23 protein-coding genes and 1 pseudogene are annotated in these 20,518 nt (G+C 66.0%); 10 read left to right on the top strand and 14 right to left on the bottom strand.

Annotated features, from left to right (window positions below; genetic code table 11):
* Nucleotides 1–9: 9 nt before the first annotated feature.
* On the top strand, nucleotides 10–981 hold the full coding sequence (locus M2432_RS06525) for a helix-turn-helix domain-containing protein (protein WP_280825947.1): 972 nt from the start codon (nucleotides 10–12) through the stop codon (nucleotides 979–981).
* A gap of 4 nt (nucleotides 982–985) precedes the next feature.
* On the opposite strand, the gene M2432_RS06530 is transcribed toward M2432_RS06525, so the two are convergent.
* Both M2432_RS06530 and M2432_RS06535 read right to left on the bottom strand, forming a co-directional pair.
* On the bottom strand, nucleotides 986–1,288 hold the full coding sequence (locus tag M2432_RS06530; RefSeq protein WP_348536296.1) for a hypothetical protein: 303 nt from the start codon (nucleotides 1,286–1,288) through the stop codon (nucleotides 986–988).
* 121 nt (nucleotides 1,289–1,409) lie between these two features.
* On the bottom strand, nucleotides 1,410–2,282 hold the full coding sequence (locus M2432_RS06535) for an A/G-specific adenine glycosylase (RefSeq protein ID WP_280825949.1): 873 nt from the start codon (nucleotides 2,280–2,282) through the stop codon (nucleotides 1,410–1,412).
* Between the two features lie 37 nt (nucleotides 2,283–2,319).
* Between M2432_RS06535 and M2432_RS06540 the strand changes: the two genes are divergently transcribed.
* Both M2432_RS06540 and M2432_RS06545 read left to right on the top strand, forming a co-directional pair.
* Nucleotides 2,320–2,937, top strand: a complete 618-nt coding sequence (locus M2432_RS06540) for a carbonic anhydrase (protein ID WP_280825950.1) — start codon at nucleotides 2,320–2,322, stop codon at nucleotides 2,935–2,937.
* A gap of 90 nt (nucleotides 2,938–3,027) precedes the next feature.
* Nucleotides 3,028–3,828, top strand: coding sequence for a hypothetical protein (locus M2432_RS06545; RefSeq protein WP_280825951.1), 801 nt, complete (start codon nucleotides 3,028–3,030; stop codon nucleotides 3,826–3,828).
* A 2-nt stretch (nucleotides 3,829–3,830) separates the two neighbouring features.
* On the opposite strand, the gene disA is transcribed toward M2432_RS06545, so the two are convergent.
* From disA to M2432_RS06560, 3 genes are all read right to left on the bottom strand, one after another.
* Entirely contained in the window at nucleotides 3,831–4,910 is a 1,080-nt protein-coding gene (gene disA, locus M2432_RS06550; RefSeq protein ID WP_280826173.1) for a DNA integrity scanning diadenylate cyclase DisA, read from the bottom strand.
* Between the two features lie 76 nt (nucleotides 4,911–4,986).
* Nucleotides 4,987–6,381 carry a DNA repair protein RadA gene (gene radA / locus M2432_RS06555; protein WP_280825952.1) on the bottom strand — a complete coding sequence of 465 codons (1,395 nt, stop codon included), beginning with the start codon at nucleotides 6,379–6,381 and terminating at the stop codon, nucleotides 4,987–4,989.
* 69 nt (nucleotides 6,382–6,450) lie between these two features.
* Nucleotides 6,451–7,014 (bottom strand): hypothetical protein, encoded by a 564-nt coding sequence (locus tag M2432_RS06560; protein WP_280825953.1) that lies wholly within the window; start codon nucleotides 7,012–7,014, stop codon nucleotides 6,451–6,453.
* 375 nt (nucleotides 7,015–7,389) lie between these two features.
* Here M2432_RS06560 and carD point away from each other — a divergent pair, with 375 nt between their 5' ends.
* Genes carD through rlmB form a run of 4 tightly spaced genes read left to right on the top strand, consistent with a single transcriptional unit; the run spans nucleotide 7,390 to nucleotide 10,753 of the window.
* The gene (carD, locus tag M2432_RS06565) at nucleotides 7,390–7,878 is read left to right on the top strand and encodes an RNA polymerase-binding transcription factor CarD (RefSeq protein ID WP_280825954.1); all 489 of its coding nucleotides are present in this window, start codon (nucleotides 7,390–7,392) and stop codon (nucleotides 7,876–7,878) included.
* 14 nt (nucleotides 7,879–7,892) lie between these two features.
* Nucleotides 7,893–8,372 carry a 2-C-methyl-D-erythritol 2,4-cyclodiphosphate synthase gene (ispF, locus tag M2432_RS06570; RefSeq protein ID WP_280826174.1) on the top strand — a complete coding sequence of 160 codons (480 nt, stop codon included), beginning with the start codon at nucleotides 7,893–7,895 and terminating at the stop codon, nucleotides 8,370–8,372.
* Nucleotides 8,373–8,391: 19 nt separating this feature from the next.
* Nucleotides 8,392–9,825: a cysteine--tRNA ligase gene (gene cysS / locus M2432_RS06575; RefSeq protein ID WP_280825955.1), complete on the top strand. Its 1,434-nt coding sequence runs from the start codon at nucleotides 8,392–8,394 to the stop codon at nucleotides 9,823–9,825.
* Nucleotides 9,815–10,753, top strand: coding sequence for a 23S rRNA (guanosine(2251)-2'-O)-methyltransferase RlmB (gene rlmB / locus M2432_RS06580; RefSeq protein WP_280825956.1), 939 nt, complete (start codon nucleotides 9,815–9,817; stop codon nucleotides 10,751–10,753). The genes cysS and rlmB overlap by 11 nt, the downstream gene beginning before the upstream one ends.
* Nucleotides 10,754–10,756: 3 nt before the next feature.
* Here rlmB and M2432_RS06585 read toward each other — a convergent pair whose 3' ends face one another.
* Complete coding sequence (locus tag M2432_RS06585) at nucleotides 10,757–11,164, bottom strand: nitroreductase family deazaflavin-dependent oxidoreductase (RefSeq protein ID WP_280825957.1); 408 nt, start codon at nucleotides 11,162–11,164, stop codon at nucleotides 10,757–10,759.
* Between the two features lie 153 nt (nucleotides 11,165–11,317).
* Between M2432_RS06585 and M2432_RS06590 the strand changes: the two genes are divergently transcribed.
* Nucleotides 11,318–11,473 (top strand): hypothetical protein, encoded by a 156-nt coding sequence (locus tag M2432_RS06590; protein ID WP_280825958.1) that lies wholly within the window; start codon nucleotides 11,318–11,320, stop codon nucleotides 11,471–11,473.
* Between the two features lie 5 nt (nucleotides 11,474–11,478).
* Here the strand turns inward: M2432_RS06590 and M2432_RS06595 are convergent.
* The 3 genes and pseudogenes from M2432_RS06595 to M2432_RS06605 form a co-directional block, all read right to left on the bottom strand.
* Nucleotides 11,479–12,609, bottom strand: a pseudogene (locus M2432_RS06595) (SLC13 family permease); the annotation flags it as partial.
* Nucleotides 12,600–13,520, bottom strand: a complete 921-nt coding sequence (locus M2432_RS06600) for an MBL fold metallo-hydrolase (RefSeq protein ID WP_280825959.1) — start codon at nucleotides 13,518–13,520, stop codon at nucleotides 12,600–12,602. The pseudogene M2432_RS06595 and the gene M2432_RS06600, both read right to left, overlap by 10 nt.
* Entirely contained in the window at nucleotides 13,520–14,308 is a 789-nt protein-coding gene (locus M2432_RS06605) for a 5-oxoprolinase subunit PxpA (RefSeq protein ID WP_280825960.1), read from the bottom strand. The genes M2432_RS06600 and M2432_RS06605 overlap by 1 nt, the downstream gene beginning before the upstream one ends.
* Nucleotides 14,309–14,331: 23 nt before the next feature.
* Between M2432_RS06605 and M2432_RS06610 the strand changes: the two genes are divergently transcribed.
* A complete protein-coding gene (locus M2432_RS06610; protein WP_280825961.1) occupies nucleotides 14,332–15,147 on the top strand; it encodes a sulfurtransferase in 816 nt (271 codons plus the stop codon).
* Here the strand turns inward: M2432_RS06610 and M2432_RS06615 are convergent.
* The 3 genes from M2432_RS06615 to M2432_RS06625 are packed head-to-tail and all read right to left on the bottom strand — an operon-like array spanning nucleotide 15,134 to nucleotide 17,705.
* The gene (locus M2432_RS06615) at nucleotides 15,134–15,988 is read right to left on the bottom strand and encodes a metal ABC transporter permease (RefSeq protein ID WP_280825962.1); all 855 of its coding nucleotides are present in this window, start codon (nucleotides 15,986–15,988) and stop codon (nucleotides 15,134–15,136) included. The genes M2432_RS06610 and M2432_RS06615 overlap by 14 nt on opposite strands.
* The gene (locus tag M2432_RS06620) at nucleotides 15,981–16,790 is read right to left on the bottom strand and encodes a metal ABC transporter ATP-binding protein (RefSeq protein WP_280825963.1); all 810 of its coding nucleotides are present in this window, start codon (nucleotides 16,788–16,790) and stop codon (nucleotides 15,981–15,983) included. The genes M2432_RS06615 and M2432_RS06620 overlap by 8 nt, the downstream gene beginning before the upstream one ends.
* Nucleotides 16,791–16,799: 9 nt before the next feature.
* Entirely contained in the window at nucleotides 16,800–17,705 is a 906-nt protein-coding gene (locus M2432_RS06625) for a zinc ABC transporter substrate-binding protein (RefSeq protein ID WP_280825964.1), read from the bottom strand.
* Nucleotides 17,706–17,807: 102 nt separating this feature from the next.
* Between M2432_RS06625 and M2432_RS06630 the strand changes: the two genes are divergently transcribed.
* Complete coding sequence (locus M2432_RS06630; protein ID WP_280825965.1) at nucleotides 17,808–18,908, top strand: substrate-binding domain-containing protein; 1,101 nt, start codon at nucleotides 17,808–17,810, stop codon at nucleotides 18,906–18,908.
* A gap of 8 nt (nucleotides 18,909–18,916) precedes the next feature.
* On the opposite strand, the gene otsB is transcribed toward M2432_RS06630, so the two are convergent.
* Both otsB and kstR read right to left on the bottom strand, forming a co-directional pair.
* The gene (gene otsB / locus M2432_RS06635) at nucleotides 18,917–19,660 is read right to left on the bottom strand and encodes a trehalose-phosphatase (protein WP_280825966.1); all 744 of its coding nucleotides are present in this window, start codon (nucleotides 19,658–19,660) and stop codon (nucleotides 18,917–18,919) included.
* 3 nt (nucleotides 19,661–19,663) lie between these two features.
* Entirely contained in the window at nucleotides 19,664–20,269 is a 606-nt protein-coding gene (kstR, locus tag M2432_RS06640) for a cholesterol catabolism transcriptional regulator KstR (protein WP_280826175.1), read from the bottom strand.
* Nucleotides 20,270–20,518 lie beyond the last annotated feature (249 nt).

Below are 20,518 nucleotides of genomic sequence, written 5' to 3' on the forward strand. Positions count from 1 at the left end.
AATACCGCCATGATCAACAGCGTTTCGGTGCTGGTGCTCGACAGTGTGGCGCCGTTCGAATTCGGGCTCGTCTGCGAGGTTTTCGGGATCGATCGCTCGAGCGAGGGGGTCCCCAACTTCGACTTCAAAGTGTGCGGTCCCGAGCCGGGCCGCCCGCTGCGCACCACGGTAGGCGCGTCCTTAGTGCCTGAACACGGGTTTGATCACTTGGTCACCGCAGATCTGGTGGTGATCCCGGCGATCGCCCGTCCGGACTACCCGCAGGCTGCGCTGGACGCCGTGCGTGCCGCCGCGAGCTCCGGAGCCATCATCCTGACAATCTGCTCAGGTGCCTTCGTCGCGGGCGCAGCAGGGTTGCTCGACGGCCGGCCCTGCACTACGCACTGGATCCACGCTGACCGGCTGGCCCGGCAGTTCCCCACGGCCCGGGTGAACCGTGATGTGCTGTTCGTCGATGACGGCAACCTGATCACCAGCGCGGGCACTGCGGCAGGCATTGATGCATGCCTGCACCTGGTGCGCCGCGAGCTGGGCGGTGAGGTGACCAACAAGATTGCACGGCGCATGCTGGTACCGCCGCAGCGTGATGGCGGGCAGCGCCAGTTCATCGAGCAGCCGATTCCGATGCGTTGCTCGGAAGGCTTTGCCCCGCAACTGGATTGGATACTGGCCAACCTTCACCAGCAGCATACGGTGGCCAGCCTGGCCAAACGGGCCAGCATGTCGGCGCGGACGTTTGCCCGGCGTTTCGTGGAAGAGACCGGTCGCACCCCGATGCAGTGGGTCACCGACCAACGGGTGCTGTATGCCAGGACTCTGCTCGAAGCGACCGACCTCGATATCGACCGCGTTGCCGACAAGGCCGGATTCGGCAATGCCACGTTGCTGCGGCATCACTTCCGGCGCGTTGTCGGCGTCTCGCCGTCGGATTACCGACGGCATTTTGCAGAAGTCGATCCCAGTTGCCCGGTCAGCGTCTGACCTGTCAGCCCTGCGGGCGGCAGGAGACGTTGACGTAGACGGTGTCGAACTGGTCTTGGTTCACCCGGTGGCCGGTGTGGTCCACATTGGAGGAGTTCAGCCCGTGCACGTCGGTCACGGAGCACTGGGACAGCGGTGCAGTGGTGTTGGCGTTCAGTTGCACGTGGTAGCCGCGTGCCTGCAGGTCATGGACGGTATCGGTGGCCGAACCGCCGCCGGTGGGCATCGCCGATGCCGAGGTCATCGGGGCTATCGCGACGGCAGCAACTGCGAATGCGGCCGCGACCATACATCGCCGAGAGTTCATCTTGAGTTTGGAAAGCGTTTCTGAATTGGTCATAACTCCGTTTTACGGGGACTTCGGCTGGTTTTGGGGTCTGAGGGCCCGACTCATGCCGTTCTCATGTAAACGCTCGAGCGAGCGGAAACTAGCGCTCGCCCTCGCCGGCCAGTGCGAACAACCCGTCGGCGGTCTGCTCGACCAGTCCATCCACCAGCAGCGAGTCCAATGCGCGGTCGCGTTGCGCGGTGTCTGACAGCCACGCGACGTCGAGGTGTGCGCGTGTCACCGGAGAACTGCTGCCGCGCAACACATCCAACAGACGTCCGCGGACCTGGCGGTCGGTACCCGCGTACTTCTGCACCGGCCGTGCCGACGTTGTGGATTCCGGGTAACCGGCAGTGCGCCAGGCACATTCGCTGAGCGGACACACTCCGCACTTTGGTACCCGCGCGGTGCACACGATGGCGCCGAGCTCCATCAGCGCGGCCGAAAACTCATGTGCCGTACCGTCTTTGGGTAACAATGCAGCGACGTCGGTCAGGTCGCGGGCGCGCGCTGGGGCGTCGGCCACACCGTGAACCACTCGTGCCACCACCCGTCGCACATTGGTGTCCACCACGGGAACGGCCTGCTGATAAGCGAAACATGCGACGGCACGCGCCGTATACGCGCCGACGCCGGGCAGTGTCAGCAGGGTTTCCACATCGTCGGGCACCTGGTCACCGTGCTCGCCGGCGATCACCTGTGCGCATTCGTGCAGCCTCTTGGCACGGCGCGGATAGCCCAGCTTTCCCCAGGCCCGCAGCACGTCGGCCGGACTTGCCGCGGCGGTGGCCGATGGGGTCGGCCAGCGGGCGATCCAGTCCCGCCAGATCGGCTCCACCCGCGCGACGGGTGTCTGCTGCAGCATGAACTCACTGACCAGGACCTGCCACGCCGTGACGGACCGTTCCCGCCAGGGCAGATCGCGTCGCGCCTGCTCGAACCAGCCCAATAATTCGTCAGCTGCGACGGTCACAGGGTGCGCCCAACCATGGCAAGGCACAATGGGCGGCATGCCCAACTCGAACCCGATAAATGCCTGGAAAGCACTGAGAGAGGGTAACGAGCGTTTCGTCGCCGGTGAACCCGCGCACCCCAGCCAGAGCATCGAGCGTCGCGCCGAATTGACGGGCGGGCAGAAGCCGACCGCTGTGATGTTCGGATGTGCCGACAGTCGCGTCGCCGCCGAGATCATCTTCGATCAGGGTCTCGGCGACGTGTTCGTGGTGCGCACTGCCGGCCACGTCCTCGATTCCGCGGTGATCGGCTCCATCGAGTACGCCGTGGCCGTCCTTGAAGTGCCGCTGATTGTGGTGCTCGGCCACGACAGCTGTGGTGCGGTGAAGGCCACCATCACGGCTCTGGACGACGGCGCGGTGCCGGGCGGATATGTGCGCGACATCGTCGAGCGGGTTACCCCCTCGATCCTGGTCGGCCGTCGCGAGGGACTCACCGAGGTCGACGAGCTGGAGGCCCGGCACGTCAACGAGACGGTGCACCTGCTGAGCACCCGGTCCAATGTGATCGCCGACAAGCTCAAGGAGGGCAAGGTCGCAATCGTGGGGGCTACCTATCACCTGGCCGACGGCCGGGTGGCCAAGCGCGACCACGTAGGCGATATCGGCGAATAGTCGGCCCCGCCGACTACCCAGGGTTGGTTCACATGCGACACGCCGGACCAGGTCAGGGCGCACCACGATCGGTGCCCTTACCGTGACAATGTGCCAGATCTAGAGCCGCACGGCCCGCTCCCGTCCCAGATTTACTGGCGACGGCGGATGCTGGCGATCGGTGTCGGCGTGGTCGCACTCATTGTGATCGTCATCATCGGATTCGTCGTATTCGGCAACAGCACCGGAGATTCCAGCCAGTCCGCCACGAAGACGTCGGCTGGTCCGACTCCGCTCCCGGGTGAGACTCCGGGCGTCAAGAGCCCGATCGCGCCGCCGCCCAACCAGGCTCCGCCGCCAACCCCGACGCCGACGCCCGCAGTCACCCCGCCACCCGTCCTGAAGGCCGGCGATGATTGCCCGGACAACACGCTGGCAGTCAAGGGCATCACCAATCAGCCCAACTATGTGATCGGTGATCAGCCCAAGTTCACCATGGTGGTCACCAACATCGGCCTGGTCGAATGCAAGCGTGACGTCGGGGCTGCCGTACTGGCCGCGTATGTGTATTCGCTCGACAACAACCGGCTGTGGTCCAACCTGGACTGTGCACCGTCCAACGAGACATTGGTCAGGACCTTCAAGCCGGGGGAGCAGGTGACCACCGAGGTGACCTGGACCGGTATGGGCTCGGCGCCCAACTGCCCGTTGCCACGGCAGGCTATCGGCCCGGGCACCTACAACCTGGTGGTTCAGCTGGGCAACTTACGCTCAGCACCGGTGCCGTTCATCCTGTCCGAGGCCAAGCAACAAGGTCAGGGTGAGGCGCCAGGGCCGCCTCCCGGTGATGCGCCTGCGGCTCCCGCTGCTCCGGCACCTGGTGAGCCGACGCCACCTGGGCCCACCAACTGAGCTCAGGCCAGTCGGTCGGCGATTGTCGATTCGGCCAGCAGGGACAGACCTTCCCGGATGTGGCGTGCCCACATGGAGCCGATACCGTCCACCGACTGCAGGTCGTCGGCGCTGGCCGCCAACAGTCCCTGCAGTGATCCGAACGAGCGCACCAGCAGATCGACGTGTGCGAACTGCAGTCGGGGAATGCCCGCCATGGCTCGGTAGCCGCGTGAGCTCATCGCCGAATCCTGCGCCTCCAAGGTCGACGGATAACCGTAAACCCTTGCCAGCGTTGTGAAGTCGAGCAGCTCGTTGTCGCTGAGCGCATCGAGTTCGTCGAGCGTCGCACTTACCTGAGCGGGCGTGGGTGGCTCAGGGTTGGCGTGGTAGTCACGCACGATCAGTTCGCGGGCGGTGTCGTTGTTGCCGACCAGCTCTTCCAGCTGCAGTTTGAGCTGGCGGCCGTCGGTGCCCAGCTCGACCACGTGGGCGTCGATCTCAAGGCTGATCCGCCGGACCATCTCCAAACGCTGAACCACGGTCATCACGTCGCGCAGCGTGACGAAGTCTTCGATCTCGGCCATGGACAACTGCTTGCTGACCTCGTCGAGCCGGGACTTGTACCGCTCCAGGGTGCCGATGGTCTGGTTGGCCCGCGACAGGATGGTCGCGGAGTCGGGCACGACGTGGCGTTCACCGGCGACGTACACGGTCACGATGCTCATCGAATGGCTGACAGACACCACGGGGAAGCCGGTCTGGATGGCAGCGCGTTCGGCCGAGCGGTGCCGGGTGCCGGATTCGTCGGTCGGGATTGATGGGTCCGGCACCAGCTGGACGTTGGCACGCAGAATCCGGGTGAGGTCGCTGGAGAGCACTACCGCACCGTCCATCTTGGACAGCTCGCGCAGCCTGGTCGGCGCGAAGCGCACGTCAAGGGGAAAGCCGCCGTCGCAGATGGCCTCGACACTGTCGTCGTAGCCCAGCACAACCAGCCCGCCGGTGCGGCCGCGCAGGATGCGTTCCAGGCCATCACGCAGTGGGGTGCCGGGCGCCAGCCGTCCCAGCGTCTCGCGCAGTGTTGGCCGGGCCAGGTGCACCACGTTGCCGCGCCCGGCCCTGCTTGTCGGTTTCACCGACATCAGCTCACTCCTCAAAAGGCTCGTGACCGGTGTTCTACCCGGCCCGGTCCACATTCTCTGTGATCTTGCGTAGCACCCGCAACGCCGAGGTGATGTTCTCGGCCGCAAACACCCGAAGGCGAGGCGGCGGGGACTCGAGGCCGGCCGGCACTACCGCCACGGTGAACCCGAGCCGAGCGGCTTCGGCGAGGCGGCGCTGCATGCCGGTGACGCGGCGGAGGTCACCGGCCAGCCCCACCTCGCCGATGGCGATCGCAGTGGCCGGCAACGGCAGATCTGTGTACGCGGAAGCGATGGCCAGTGCCACCGCCAGATCCGATGACGGATCGGTCAGCCGCATCCCGCCAACTGTGGACAGGTAGATGTCGTTGGTGCCGACCGGCAGGTGAGCCCGTTTCTCCAAAACCGCTGTGATCATCGCGGCGCGCGAGGAGTCGATGCCGCTGACTGCACGTCGCGGCGAGCCGGCCGACGGCGAGCCGATCAACGCCTGCACCTCACCGATCAATGGCCGCTTTCCGTCCAGACTGACCGTCACCGCGGTGCCGGACACCGGAGCCGGCCGTTGGTCGAGAAAGAGCCCGGAAGGATCGGCGACGCACTCAATTCCGTTGTCGTGCAACATGAAACAGCCAACTTCGTCGGCGGCGCCGAAGCGGTTCTTGACCCCACGGACCATGCGCAGCGCTGATGCTCGGTCGCCCTCGAAATGCAGCACGACGTCCACCAGGTGCTCCAGCGCACGCGGCCCGGCGATGGCACCGTCTTTCGTGACGTGACCCACCAGGACCATGGCCACCCCGGTGCTCTTTGCCGCCATGGTCAGCGCGGTGGTGACCGCACGGACCTGGGTCACCCCTCCGGTGACGCCGTCGGCCTCGGTGGTCGACATGGTCTGCACCGAGTCCACCACCACCAGCGAAGGCTGGACCGCCTCGATGTGGCCCAGGGCTGTCTGTAAATCGGATTCGGCTGCCAGGTAGACCTCGTCGTGGCTGCACCCGGTGCGCTCGGCGCGCATGCGGATCTGGCCGGCGGACTCCTCGCCGGACAGGTACAGCGCCCGACGGCCGGAACTGGCCCAGCGGTGTGCAACTTCTAGTAGCAGCGTCGATTTGCCGACGCCGGGATCGCCGGCCAGCAGCGTCACCGAGCCCGGGACCACACCGCCGCCCAGAACCCGGTCCAGCTCGCTGATACCGGTGTGGAAATGCCTGGTGCTGCCGGGATCGATCGAGCTGATGGGTACCGCAGGGGAACTGGGCGCCACGGCCCGCTGGGTGGCGGCGGCCAGAGAGCTCAGGACCGGAGCTTCGTTGACTGTGCCCCAGGTGCCGCAGTCAGGGCAGCGGCCAACCCATTTGGCCGTGATGTGTTGGCACTCGGAGCAGCGAAACTGCGAACGTACTTTCGAACCGGTTCTGGCCATGCCGCGACCGTAGTCGCTGGCACCGACATATCCCGGCAGGAAATTGCGAGTGTCCGCAGGCGCAGTCAGCTAGCGACGCGGCGCATCACCGGCTGAGACCGGGACCGCGATGGTCTTCTCGCCGGCGTTCTGGAATGTGAAGGTGAAGTTGTAGTTGAGGCCGTTGCTGATGGGCCTGGTCAGCGCCACCATCGCCATAGACGTATTGGCGTCCTCCGACCGGGGCAGGGACTGCTTCTGGCCATCGGGGGTGCCAACCAGCAGCACGCCGCCCGCGGGCACCGCGGTGTTGCCGTTGAGCATCACCTCGCCGCTGTCGGATGTGACCCCGAGCAGCTTGTCAGGCTTGTCGGCCGACTTGTTGATGGCGACGAAGATCAGCTCGACCATGCTGCCGGGCTTGACGTAGTCGCCGGTCTGCGGCGCCCGCAGGTGCACGTTGCGCAGATCGATGCCGGCAGACGTGGTGCCGATGGTCGCTGCGGTGCCGTTGATCGCAGGCAGCTCGTTCGAGGTTTGAGAAATCTGACCCGCGGCACAGCCGGTGAGGGTCACGGCGGCGACAAGTCCGCACGCGGCCAGCCCGGCCCGATAAGCCGTGACGGCAGAAGTGCGCGATTCGTAGCGGTTCACTCAAGCCTCCTGCTCGCCGCCCACGGCGACGGCTTTTGATGTGCTGTCCGGACTCGTCCGGCGTTCGACTATGCAGAGTAGTAGGTGACGGTTGCGGGCGGTAGCAGAGGCCCAGAATGGGCGCGGCCAGCAGACGGCCGGCGGTGTCGCGGTGGCGATTTCGGGGCGTTTCGAGACCTGACGGGGGGTGTCGCAAAGGCCTCGCCGCGGCCCCGGGAGGTTGCCCCGGTGACGTCGCTGTGGCCTCCGACACTGCATGTATTCGACACCCTGTCAACCCCTAGTATTCGTCTGCGGTGCCCCTGACCTGCATAGTTGGTCCCCCCGTGTCGTGCGCCCGTGGTAACATTGGGGTGTGAAAGGGGCCCGAATCTGATGATTTTCAAGGTCGGAGACACCGTCGTTTACCCACACCACGGTGCTGCATTGATCGAGGCAATTGAAACCCGAACCATCAAAGGCGAACAGAAGGAATATCTCGTCCTGAAGGTCGCTCAGGGTGATCTGACCGTTCGAGTACCCGCAGAAAACGCCGAATACGTCGGCGTTCGTGATGTCGTTGGCCAGGAAGGTCTCGACAAGGTGTTCCAGGTGCTGCGCGCGCCGCACACCGAGGAGCCGACCAACTGGTCCCGCCGGTACAAGGCCAACTTGGAGAAGCTCGCTTCCGGCGATGTGAACAAGGTGGCCGAGGTTGTGCGCGACCTCTGGCGGCGCGATCAGGAGCGCGGGTTGTCGGCCGGCGAGAAGCGCATGCTGGCCAAGGCCCGGCAGATTCTGGTGGGCGAGCTGGCGCTGGCCGAGAACACCGATGACGCCAAGGCTACGACTCTCCTGGACGAGGTCCTCGCCGCGGCGTCCTGAACGCCGTCCCGAACATCACTGTGAATGTGCGGGTCGGTCTCGGTACCGATGTACACCCGATCGAAGCGGGTCGGCCGTGTCGTTTGTTGTGCCTGACCTTCGATGACGCTGACGGCTGCGCCGGCCACTCCGACGGCGATGTTGCCGCTCATGCGCTGTGCGATGCGCTGCTCAGTGCCGCGGGCCTTGGTGATCTGGGCAGCGTGTTCGGCACAGACCGCCCGGAATGGCGGGGCGTGACCGGCGCCGACATGCTTCGTCATGTGCACCAACTGGTGCACGACGCGGGTTTCCGGATCGGCAATGCCGCCGTCCAGGTGATCGGCAATCGGCCCAAAATCTCTCCCCGGCGCGAAGAGGCGCAGCGCGTACTGTCGGCCTTGCTGGAGGCTCCGGTATCGGTTTCGGCGACCACCACAGACGGTCTGGGTTTGACCGGACGAGGTGAGGGCTTGGCCGCGATAGCCACGGCGTTGCTGGTCTCGGGGGGTTAGCCCGGTAAGCTGGCTCGTCGTGACTGAACTCCGCACCGAGAGCCTGCGGCTCTACGACACCATGACCGGTGCCGTGCGGGATTTCATCCCGGTGCGGCCTGGACACGTTTCGATCTACTTGTGTGGCGCCACCGTGCAGGGCCTGCCGCACATCGGCCACGTCCGCAGTGGCGTCGCGTTCGACGTGCTCCGGCGCTGGCTGACCGCGAAAGGCTATGACGTCGCGTTCATTCGCAACGTGACGGACATCGACGACAAAATCCTCAACAAGGCCGCCGATGCCGGCCGGCCGTGGTGGGAATGGGCCGCGACCTACGAGCGAGCCTTCACCTCGGCTTACGACGCGCTCGGAGTGCTGCCGCCGTCGGCAGAGCCGCGTGCCACCGGGCACATCACTCAGATCATCGAATTGATCGAGCGGCTGATATCCCGCGGGCACGCCTATGTCGGCAGTGGCACCGGGGCCGGCGACGTGTACTTCGACGTTCTGAGCCTGCCCGGCTACGGCAGGCTTTCCGGGCACCGCATCGACGATGTGCACCAAGGTGAGGGCGTCGCAACCGGCAAGCGCGATCCGCGCGACTTCACCCTCTGGAAGGCCGCCAAGCCGGGCGAGCCATCCTGGCCCACGCCGTGGGGTCGAGGCCGACCGGGCTGGCACACCGAATGCGTGGCCATGTGCGAGGAGTACCTCGGCGGCGACTTCGACATCCACGCCGGCGGTATGGATCTGGTCTTCCCGCATCACGAGAACGAGATCGCCCAGGCCAACGCCGCCGGCGACGGATTCGCCCGGTACTGGCTGCACAACGGCTGGGTGACCATGGGCGGCGAGAAGATGAGCAAGTCGCTGGGCAATGTGCTGGCGATCCCCGCTGTGCTGCGAAGAGTTCGGGCTGCCGAGCTGCGCTACTACCTGGGCAGCGCGCACTACCGGTCAATGCTGGAGTTCTCCGAAGCGTCGCTGCAGGACGCAGCCAAGGCCTACACCGGGATTGAAGATTTCCTGCACCGGGTACGCAATCGCGTGGGCCCGGTTGAGGTTGGCACCTGGACCGAAAAGTTCGCTGCCGCACTCGATGACGACCTGGCGGTGCCGATGGCGCTGGCTGAAGTGCACGCCACCCGCGCCGACGGAAACCGCGCGCTCGATGCAGGTGATCACGAGAAGGCGATGCTCGCAGCATCTTCCATTCGGGCCATGATGTCGATCCTGGGTTGCGACCCGCTCGACGAGCGCTGGGCATCACGCGACGAGACCACTGCCGCATTGGCGGCCGTCGACGCGCTGGCGCACTGGGCGCTCGAGAGCCGCACCGAGGCTCGGGAGAACAGGGACTGGGCAGCCGCCGACGCGATCCGCGATCGGCTCAAGGCCGCTGGTGTCGAGGTCACTGATACCGCTGATGGCCCGCAGTGGGCCCTGACCGATGGGTCTAACGATGGCCGGTAATTCGCAGCGCCGCGGTGCAATTCGTAAGACAGGGACCAAAAAGGGCCCGACCGTCGGTTCAGGTGGGCAGCGCCGTCGCGGCCTGGAAGGTAAAGGCGCCACCCCACCGGCGCACCTGCGGCCCAATCACAAGGCCTACAAGCAGGCCGCCAAGGTGGCCCGCTCAGCTCAGGGACGGCACAAAAAGACCGATGACGTCGAGGTTGTCGTCGGCCGTAACCCGGTGCTGGAATGTCTGCGGGCCGGGGTCCCCGCCACAGCGCTCTACGTTGTGCTGGGCACCGACACTGACGAGCGGCTCACCGAATCAGTAACGCGCGCTGCCGATTCCGGCATCGCCATCATGGAGGTGCAGCGCCACGATCTGGACCGCATCACCAGCAATGGGATGCACCAGGGCATTGCCCTGCAGGTCCCGCCCTACCAGTACGCGCATCCCGACGACATGCTGAAGTCGGCAACCTCGGACTCTGCCCCGGCGCTGCTGGTGGCGCTGGACAACATCTCCGATCCACGCAATCTGGGCGCCATTGTGCGTTCGGTATCTGCGTTCGGTGGGCACGGCGTGGTTATTCCGCAACGTCGTTCGGCGTCGGTCACTGCGGTCGCGTGGCGTACCAGCGCTGGTGCGGCGGCCCGGCTGGCCGTGGCCCGCGCGACGAATCTCAATCGGACATTGAAGGATTGGGCCGACGCGGGGTTGTTGGTCGTCGGCTTGGATGCCGGCGGCGACACCACGCTCGACGAGCTCGACGGTTCCGGTCCGATGGTTGTGGTGGTCGGTTCCGAGGGCAAGGGGCTGTCTCGTTTGGTGCGGGAGCACTGCGACCACATCGTGTCGATCCCGATGGCCGGGCCCACCGAGTCGCTCAATGCGTCGGTGGCCGCCGGCGTCGTGCTGGCCGAAGTTGCTCGGCAACGGCGCTGAGTTTCAGCGGCGCTGCAACTCCACGACCGGGATGACCCGGTTCGTCTTCTTCTGGTACTCACCGAACGTTGGGGCCCGCTCGACGATGTGGGGGTAAACGGCGTCGCGTTCCGCCTGGGGCAGTTCGCGGGCCGTCACGTCGTAGGCGTCAGTGCCGATTTCGATGCGCGCATCGGGGTTGGCCCGCAGGTTGTGCAGCCAGGCCGGGCTGATGTCCGCGCCGGCGAACGATCCCACGACATACAGCTTGCCGTCGATGGTGAACGCGCCGACCGGGTTGATTCGCGGCTGGCCGCTCTTGGCACCGACGGTGTGCAGGAGCAGTAGCGGCATGCCCTCGAAGGGGCCACCGACCTTGCCGCCGTTGACGCGGAATTCGGCGATGATTTTTTCATTCCAGTTGTCAGCCATGTGGTGTCTTCTCCCTCATAGGTTCTGATGTGGATGAGTATGAGGCACACGAACGCATTGAGTGCCAAGACTTCTGTGCCGAGCCGACACCAGGGATAGCACGCGCACCGCAATTGGTGGTGGTGAAACCATCGGTCGTCTCCTGTCTCAGAGATGTGGTTGGTCGATACGCTCCGCAAGCTCCTCGGCCGTGGAGCGACCGTAGTGACCATGCTCGCGACACTCGGACTGGCCCATCTCCATCAGGATGATCTGGTGCGGATGGCGAGCCCAGCACTACGCGCTTTGATCGATCCCGACGCGGGCTAGCCGACTCACTGCAGGCCCAGAAGCGAAGCGCCCAGCCATAATCCGAGCACTGCGATAGCCAGCGTCGGCGGCGTCGTCAGTAATCCGATCCGGGTGAACTCACCTGCTGGTGCCTCCAGGGAGCCGCGGACGACCCTGCGCCACAACAGGTTCGACAACGAACCCAGGTAGGTCAGGTTGGGGCCAATGTTCACGCCGATGAGTACAGCCAGAACTGCAAGCGGACCCCAAGGTGCAACCACTGGCAGCAGCACCAGGACCGCAGGCAGATTGTTGATCACATTGGACAGAAGGGCGGCCACCGCAGCGACACCCAGCAACGCGGGCAGCGACGTGCCGCGGGGTAGCAACTGCGCCAAAAGGTCGCCCAGACCAAGATGCAATATGACCGCCACCAGCACACCGAGCGCCAGCACGAACGCCACAAACGGAACGTTGGCCGCCCGCACGATGCCCAAGACCGTCTCATGACCACGGGCCACCGCGCGCACCGCAAGAACCGCAGCGCCCGCGAATGCCGCCCAGGCAGGTGCCAGACCCAGCAGCGAGGTCACCCCGAAACCGATCAACGTCATCACCAGCACGACGAGCACGAACACCGGTATCTCCGGTGGCGGAGGGGTTTCCGGCGGCTCTGGCGTCGGGTGCAGTTCACGTCGAAAAGCCCAGCGCAGCAACACATACTCGGCGCCGACCGCCAGTAGCCACGGCAACGTCATCGCCGCGGTGAATCGGGTGAAACTCAGGCCTGCCGCCGAAAAGGCCAGCAGATTGGTCAAATTCGACACCGGGAGCAGCAGTGAGGCTGTGTTGGCCAGATGCGCAGAGGCATACGCGTGAGGGCGCGGCGGCACGCCCAACGTGCCTGCGGTGGCCAGCACAACGGGCGTCAGCAGCACGACCGTGGCATCCAGACTCAGCACCGCGGTCGTCGCCGCGGCGATGACGAACACTGTGGTCAACAAGCGCCGGGCCACGCAATGCCCTGCGTCGCGACTGTGCCGGGCCATGTAGACCCCGGCGGCATGGAACAGGCCTTCGTCGTCGCACAGCTTGGCCAACACCAGCACAGCAGCCAGGAACCCGACGACCGGAAGCAGTCGGTTGATCTCGTGTAGGGCGGTCGTCACAGCCAGGGATCGGCGCGCTGCCAGAGGGTCGGAAGATGCAGTGGCACAGCATCTTCAGCGGCCAGGGCCTTCAATACCCGCATCGATACATCCAGGTCGTCACCGGCGTAGGGCAGCGCGCGCAATGGCTGGTCCAGCGGCCTGAAGAAATCATCCCAGTGGGTCAGCACCACGCGGCGGGCGCCGACGGTGCGGACTGTCTCGTTCCAATAGTCGACCAGATATTGCTCGGGTTGCAGGCCGAGTTGTCCGACTCCGAGGTACACGACTTCGGCGCGGTGGCCGGCCAGGGCGCCGGGAATGAAGCCGGCGCTGCCAACAGCCAGCAGGCCGCGGTCGGTCGGGCGGTGTCGGATCAGCGTTGACCAGGCTTCGCCGCATTTGTAGGCCGACGCCCGCACGGGTGGTGTCACCGGCGCGGTGATGGTCCCGGGAAAGCGGTCCGGCGGGCAGTGGTGCCCGGCGAACAGCGTTACCTCGAAGGCGCCCAGAGCGATTGCCGATCCGGGCGTCGCAATCAGCACCTGGTCCTCGGTCAGTCCGCCACCACGTCCGATATGCGCAGCAGAAGCGCCGCCAACCAACCGCGCGCCGGTGCGTGCGGCCACCGCGGCCGAGTCCATCGCATGGTCGTAATGGGTGTGCACCGGCAGCACCGCGTCCAGGCGGTCGACGCCCAGGCGGTGCAGGCACCCGTCGATGCGAGGTAGTGACGGCGACAGCTTGCCCAGGCCCACCGTCAGCAGGCTCGGGCGGGAGAAGAACCCGTCGGTCATCAGGGCGCTGGCGCCGTCGTCGAGCAGGATGGTGGTGACTCCGGCCCAGGTGACGGTCAGTGGTGACTGCGACTGAGCGTCGGGTACATCGAAATAGGTTGCGTACGTCGACAGATCGGGCCGGCCGGGTTTGAGTCGCATCAGATGAAGGCCTTGATCTGCACATTCTCGGCATCCAGTCGCTCGCGTACCGCGCGGGCGATATTCACCGCGCCTGGCGAATCACCGTGTACACACACCGATTCCACGGTGATCTTGATGTTCGAGCCGTCGACCGCTCCTACTCGGCCTGCCGTCACCATGGAGGCCACTCGGTCGGCGATCGATGTCACGTTGTGCAGCACGGCGTTGCGTTGGTTGCGGGGCACCAATTGGCCGTCCGGGCGGTATGAGCGGTCGGCGAAAGCCTCTGGCACTGTGCGCAATCCAAGCTCGCCGGCGACCGCGAAGAAGGAAGACCGCGACAGCCCGAGAACCGGCAGCGTCGGGTCCACGGCGTGGACGGCCCGTGCGACGGCTCCGGCCTGCGCGTGGTCGGTCACGATGGTGTTGTACAGGGCGCCATGGGGTTTGACGTAACTGACCACTGTGCCGGCCGCGTGCGCCAGAGCTTGCAGGGCACCGATCTGGTAGATGACATCGGCCGTCAGGTCCTCAGGGCTGACCTCGATGTAGCGGCGGCCGAAGCCGGCGAGGTCGCGATAGCCCACCTGGGCACCGATGCGCACGCCTCTCTCGGCAGCGGCCCGGCAGACCCGCAACAGCCCGGCGGGGTCGCCCGCGTGAAACCCGCAGGCGATGTTGGCGCTGGTGACCAGATCGAGCATTGCCTCGTCATCGCCGAGGCGCCACACCCCAAAGCCTTCACCCAGATCCGCATTGAGGTCGACCGTGCTGTTTTTCCCGTCGCTTCGCTCCACCGCCGCCATGGCAGCCAGCCTAGGCTTCAAGAATGGCTACTCGCGACGACATCCTGATCACCGCTTTCAGCCTGGCACAGCTGATCGCTGCCGGTCCCGTGACTCTGCTGGACGTCCGCTGGCAACTGGCCAAGCCCGACGGCCGGGATGACTACCAGGCCGGACACATTCCCGATGCGGTGTACGTATCGCTCGACGACGAGCTGTCGGATCATGCGGTCACCGGAAGGGGCCGGCATCCACTGCCCTCGGGCAGCGCGCTGCAGGCCGCGGCACGGCGCTGGGGAGTGCGAGCGAACGTGCCAACAGTGGTCTACGACGATTGGAACCTGGCCGGCTCGGCGAGGGCCTGGTGGGTGTTGCGGGCCGCGGGCATCGACGATGTCCGCATTCTGGACGGTGGACTGTCAACGTGGAAGGCCGACGGCGGACCGTTGGACCGTGGCGAGGTGCACCCCGAACCCGGCGATGTGATCGTCCGGCACGACGATCTCTACCACGGTGCCATGGCGACGCTGACCGCCGACGATGCCGCAGCGCTGGGCGCGGGCCTTGCTGACGTGCGGGCGCCGGAACGTTTTCGCGGCGACACCGAGCCGATGGATCCGGTGGCCGGGCACATCCCAGGTGCGGTGAATGTGCCGAGCACCAGCCTGCTGACAGCCGACGGAACAGTGCGCGACGATCTCGACGCTGCAGGAGTGCGGGGGGTGTACTGCGGTTCCGGGGTGACAGCCTCGGTGGCGGTGGCCGCGCTGGCCGCTGCCGGTACGGACGTCGCGATGTTCCCCGGTTCGTGGTCGCAATGGAGCAACGAACCCGGGCGACCGGTGGCTACCGGCGACTGACCCCTCGCGCACGCCCGACGGCCCAGCACACCAGGTAGATGCCGAACGATATCGATGTCACGAACACCGACACCGGCACGCCGGGCGCCAGCGACAGCACGATGCCGCCGACCGCGGCGATCTCGGCGAACACCACCGACGCGGCGAGTGTGGTCACCGGCGAGCTGAACACCCGTGAGGCTGCCGCGGCTGGCGTGATCAGCAGGGACATCACCAACAGGGCACCGACGATCTGCACGCCCTGGGCGGCCGCGACACCTACCAGCGCGGCGAACACGATTCCCAGCGCACGTACCGGAACTCGGTGTGCGCCCGCCACTTCCGGGTCCGCGGTGGAGAACAGCAACGGGCGGTAGCAAGCCGCGAGGATCGCGACGACCGCCACGGTGACCACCGCGAGCAGCGTCAGGCCGGAATATCCGACACCCACGATCTGCCCGGTGAGCAACGCGAAACTGGTTCCGGTACGGCCCGGATAGAGATGGATGAACAGCACTGCCAGGCCCAGGCCGAAGGCCAGCACCACGCCGATCGCCGAGTCGCGTTCCCGCGAACGCTGTCCGAGGATGCCGAAAAGTATTGCCGCCAGGGCACTTCCGACGAGGGCACCGAGGCCGACGTTGAACCCGGTGAGCAGGGCGAACGAGGCGCCGGTCAGCGACAGCTCACTGGAGCCGTGCACCGCGAACGACATCTGCCGCATCACGATGAACGGTCCGATCAGCCCGCCCAGCACCGCGAGCAGAGCTGCGGCCAGAACCGCCTGCTGGACGAAGTCGCGGCCTAACAGGTCCGCTGTCAGGGTGGGGTCGAAGAACGCGGTGGCCGAGTACCTAGTCATGGCTGTGTCCGCTCGCGTGCTCGGAGTTGTCCACGGCCGTGCCGTGCTCACCGACCACCACATACTGGCCGCCGACGCGGGCCACCTGAATGTCGGCGCGGTACAACTCGGACAGCGTCTCCGACGTCATCACCTCATCGACCGCGCCGATCCGGAACCGCCCGTCGACCAGGTACAGGACCCGGTCCACATATGGCAGCACCGGATTGACCTCGTGGGTGACGAACAGCACCGCGGTGCCGGTGTCCTTGCGGCGCTGGTCGATCAGTGCGGAGACTCGTTGCGCGTTGGCGGGGTCGAGGTTCAGCAGCGGCTCGTCGCACAGCAGCAGGGTCGGGTCGGAGGCCAGGGCTTGGGCGATCCGCACCCGCTGCAACTCGCCGCCGGACATCACCGAGACCGGCACGTCGGCCAGCCCCGATCCGTCGACCTGGCCGAGTGCCTGAGCCACCACAGCACGCCGGGCGGCCCGTTGGCGTGGGCCGGCGAAACCCCACCGGTGCCCGTCGAAGCCGAGACCGACCAGGTCCCGGCCGCGGAGCGTCAGCCCGGTATCCAGCGAACGGTGTTGTGGCACATAGCCGATAGCACCGGTGGTGGTCATCCTGCCGGCAGTCAGTGGCTGCTGGCGCAGCAATACCTTCAGCAGTGAGGTCTTACCGGTTCCATTGGGGCCGAGCACGGCGATGAATTCACCGCGGCGCACAGTCAGGTCCAGCCTGTCCCACAGCACGCGGTCGCCGAATGCCAGCCGCGCGCCGGTCAGTTCCGCGATCGCGGTCGCGGTTGAATCTGGACGCACGACTAATGATTATCGGGGTGCGGCCGGGACGCCATCCAACTGGTGGCCCAACGCCTCGGCAGTCTGCCGCTGCCAGGTCAGGTAGTCCTGGCCGGCGGGCAGGGTCTCGGTGACCTCCACGATCGGCAGGGCAGCCTTGGCGGCGGCCTCACGTAGCTGCTTGGTGACGGGGGTTTCGGTCTGCTTGTTGACCACCAGGGCTGAGACATGGTGGCCGTTGATCAGGTCCAGAACCGCGGCCAGATCGGCCGGCGACGGGTCATGGCCGTCCTCGGCTGCGCTGGCGAAACCGTGCGGCGTGCTATCGGCGATTCCCGCGGTGGCCAGTAGGTAGTGTGCGACGGGCTCGGTGGCGACGATTGCGGCGCCGGGGTGACGCTGGCCGATGGCGCGTTCGGTATCGGCGATGGCATCGGTCTGCTTGCCGAAGTCGGCGGCGTTGGCCCGGTAGGAGTCGGCGTTGGCGGGATCCTTGGCGGCCAGTTGGTCGGCGATCTTGCCTGCGACGGCCTTGGTGGTGGCCATGTCATAGAAGACGTGCTCGTTGGCCTCTGGCGCGCCGGCCGGGCGGGGTGGCAGCAGGGAGTAGGCGTTCACCGTGGTGACGTCCTTGTGTCCGGCCAGGACATCGTCGGCCCAATGGTCGTAGCCACCGCCGTTGTAGATGACCAGGGCGGCGTCGGCGATGGCTGCGGCGTCGGCCGGGGTGGCCTCGTAGGAGTGCGGGTCGTCGACCGGGCTGGTGAGGATGGCCTTGACGTCGGCGTGCTGGCCGGCGACGGCGGAGGCGACACTGCCCCACACGCTGGTGGTGGCGACGACCTTGGTACCTGTGCCGGACTGGTCATGCGAGCCGCACGCGGAGGCGGTCAGCACGGCGGCAATGGTCAGCACGGCCGCGGTGGTCCATTTCATGGTCGTCTCCTGTGAGCCTTATTACTAATGAAAATCGTTTGCAATAACATTAGTGCACCGAACCCATCAGCGCTAATCCGATATCGGCTACCGTCACAGAGCATGTCCAGGAGTCCTACGCCGCGGCGTCGGGCCACTCTGGCTTCATTGGCCGCCGAGCTCAAGGTCTCCCGCACCACCATCTCCAACGCCTACAACAGGCCCGACCAGTTGTCCGCCGATCTGCGGGACAAGGTGCTGGCCGCGGCTAAGGAGATGGGCTACCCCGGGCCGGACCCGGTGGCACGCTCACTGCGCACTCGCAAGGCCGGGGCTGCCGGGTTGATGATCACCGAAGCGCTGAACTACTCGTTCCGCGACCCAGCGGCACTGGATTTCGTTGCCGGACTTGCCGAATCGTGTGAGGACGCGGGACAGGGGCTGCTGCTGGTGGCGGCCGGACCGAACCGGTCGATGGACGACGGGATCGCCGCGGTGCTGTCTGCTGCGGTCGACGGGTTCGTGATCTACGCAGCCTCCGACGACGATCCGTATCTGGCGGTGGTGCAGCAACGCGCGCTGCCGATGGTGGTCGTCGATCAGCCGAAGGACCTTCCCGGCGCCTCTCGCGTCTGTATCGACGACCGGGCCGCCATGCAAGAGCTTGCCGAATACGTTGTCGGCCTTGGCCATCGCGAGATCGGTCTGCTGACCATGCGGCTCGGACGCGACTGGCCGCATGGTGACGCGAGGTCGGCGGTGGTGGACCAGCAGCGCCTCGTCTCGCCGAACTTCCATGTGCAGCACGAGCGCATCTTGGGTGTGTGCGACGCGATGAAAGATGGTGGATTGAACCCGGATTCGCTGACCGTGGTGGAAACCCATGAGCACCTGGCGACTTCGGGTGGTGCGGCAGCTGAGATTGCACTGCAAGCCAATTCGCGGATCACTGCCCTGATGTGTACCGCAGACGTGTTGGCACTGTCGGCGATGGACCACCTGCGCTCGCGTGGCATCTATGTGCCTGGCCAGATGACGGTCACCGGATTCGACGGGGTGCCAGACGCACTGGCCCGCGGGCTGACCACGGTGATCCAGCCCAGCCTTGAGAAAGGACGACGAGCCGGTTATCTGGTCAACAACCCGCCCCGCTCCGGCATCCCGGCTGTCGAGGTCCTGGACACCCGACTGCACCGCGGCCGCACCGCGGGTCCACCCGCGTGATCTGCTGCTTAACGTGCCCGGCGCTGCGCCAGATAGTTCAACGCCTCGGCGACGTCGTCAGGGGAGTCGAGGCGATACTGCGCGGCGGTCAGGCCAGGGCCGACCTTCACTCCGACATCGCCATTTCGCAGTCGTAGGAACGCTTTCTCGTCGGTGACGTCGTCTCCGAGATACACCACCGCGGTCGCGGCACCGCGCTCACGCAACACATCGATGGCCGACCCCTTGTCGGTAGAGATCACCGCAAACTCCAGAACTGCCTTGCCCGTGGTGATTTCGGCATCCCACTCGTCAGCTGCGCGATAGGCCGCGGCCAGCGCCGCGGCGGCGTCGTCGGATGACGCATTACGCACGTGCAGGGCCACACTGGCCGGCTTGGTCTCCACCGCGACTCCCGGATGCTGCGCAGCAATTCCGTTGAGTACGGCGATGATTCGGCCCAGCAGCACGGTATCGACGGGTTGTGAAAAGCCGGAGTCGAACTCAGCGCCGTGACTGCCGACCAGATGGACCGATGCCGGCATGCCGGAAATCTCCCGCAAGACGGCCAGCGCGCGCCCGGAGATCAACGCAACCTCCGTGGCCTTCAGGTCTGCCAACGCCACCAGCGCGGCAGCCCCCGAAGGCAGCGGGCGGGCATCGAGAGGGTTGTTGACGATAGGCGACAGCGTGCCGTCGAAATCCGACGTCACGAGAAGTTGATCGGTGTCCGCGACGGTGTTCAGAGCCGCGGTGAGGTCTGCCGGGAGCACCGGTCAGATATTAGGCTGCTCGTCCTCGCCGATCAGCAGACGCACCGCCAGCTCCAGCCGCTTGCTGACGTCGGTGGCCGACGCCCGGCGGGTCAGCCAGGCCAGCAGATTGGACAGCCACACATCGGAGATGACGCGTGCAATGTGGTACTGATCCTCGGTCGGCTCGCCATCGCTCATGGCGCGGGCGAACATCGAGTCCATCAGCTTTCCGACGTGGTCGACCTCACCGGCGGCCGACGCGTCGGCGAAGACGAACGCGCGGGTCATGGCCTCGGTCAGCAGCGGGTTGCGCTGCATGGAGCGGTTCAGCTTGCTCACCATGGCATTCAGGCGCTGGTATGGGGTGCCACCGGATATCGCGGTCCGATCGGTCTTGGCCTCGATCCGCTCGAACTCGCGCCCCAGCGCCGACACCAGTAGGTGCACCTTGGACGGGAAGTACCGGTACAGGGTGCCTACGGCGACATCGGCGCGCTCGGCGACCGCTCGCATCTGGACGGCCTCGTAGCCGCCTTTCGAGGCGATGGCCAAGGTAGCGTCCAGGATGCGCTTACGGCGCTCGCGTTGAGCTTCTGAGCCCAGTTCGGACTCGGCAAGTACGGCCACGGTCATCACCTCACGGGGGCGAGAATCGGAATCGGACCCGGGATTTGCTGGCGTCGACATGCGGCGAGCAGCTCCTTTGTGTAGCGCGGTGGGTGAAAACGATACGCAAACAGCTCGGTAATGTCCCACCTCCAGACGCTCGGGACACCCGCGTGTCCTGGTGTGATGACGGTCGACTTGACGTTCGAACGCTGTCACCATTAGAACACGTTCTAGTGAGAAGCACGTTGTTCTCGCCCGAAGGCTAGG

Origin of the sequence: Mycobacterium sp. OTB74 (genome assembly GCF_029892685.1) — a bacterium.
Taxonomy (GTDB): domain Bacteria; phylum Actinomycetota; class Actinomycetes; order Mycobacteriales; family Mycobacteriaceae; genus Mycobacterium.

Coding starts and splice junctions, on each gene's coding strand:
- carD (WP_280825954.1), top strand. CDS start 7,390: ATGATTTTCAAGGTCGGAGACACCGTCGTTTACCCACACCACGGTGCT.
- M2432_RS06605 (WP_280825960.1), bottom strand. CDS start 14,308: ATGGCGGCGGTGGAGCGAAGCGACGGGAAAAACAGCACGGTCGACCTC.
- M2432_RS06610 (WP_280825961.1), top strand. CDS start 14,332: ATGGCTACTCGCGACGACATCCTGATCACCGCTTTCAGCCTGGCACAG.
- M2432_RS06530 (WP_348536296.1), bottom strand. CDS start 1,288: ATGAACTCTCGGCGATGTATGGTCGCGGCCGCATTCGCAGTTGCTGCC.
- M2432_RS06630 (WP_280825965.1), top strand. CDS start 17,808: ATGTCCAGGAGTCCTACGCCGCGGCGTCGGGCCACTCTGGCTTCATTG.
- M2432_RS06525 (WP_280825947.1), top strand. CDS start 10: ATGATCAACAGCGTTTCGGTGCTGGTGCTCGACAGTGTGGCGCCGTTC.
- M2432_RS06615 (WP_280825962.1), bottom strand. CDS start 15,988: ATGACTAGGTACTCGGCCACCGCGTTCTTCGACCCCACCCTGACAGCG.
- M2432_RS06590 (WP_280825958.1), top strand. CDS start 11,318: ATGTGGTTGGTCGATACGCTCCGCAAGCTCCTCGGCCGTGGAGCGACC.
- radA (WP_280825952.1), bottom strand. CDS start 6,381: ATGGCCAGAACCGGTTCGAAAGTACGTTCGCAGTTTCGCTGCTCCGAG.
- M2432_RS06600 (WP_280825959.1), bottom strand. CDS start 13,520: ATGCGACTCAAACCCGGCCGGCCCGATCTGTCGACGTACGCAACCTAT.
- M2432_RS06625 (WP_280825964.1), bottom strand. CDS start 17,705: ATGAAATGGACCACCGCGGCCGTGCTGACCATTGCCGCCGTGCTGACC.
- rlmB (WP_280825956.1), top strand. CDS start 9,815: ATGGCCGGTAATTCGCAGCGCCGCGGTGCAATTCGTAAGACAGGGACC.
- M2432_RS06585 (WP_280825957.1), bottom strand. CDS start 11,164: ATGGCTGACAACTGGAATGAAAAAATCATCGCCGAATTCCGCGTCAAC.
- M2432_RS06540 (WP_280825950.1), top strand. CDS start 2,320: ATGCCCAACTCGAACCCGATAAATGCCTGGAAAGCACTGAGAGAGGGT.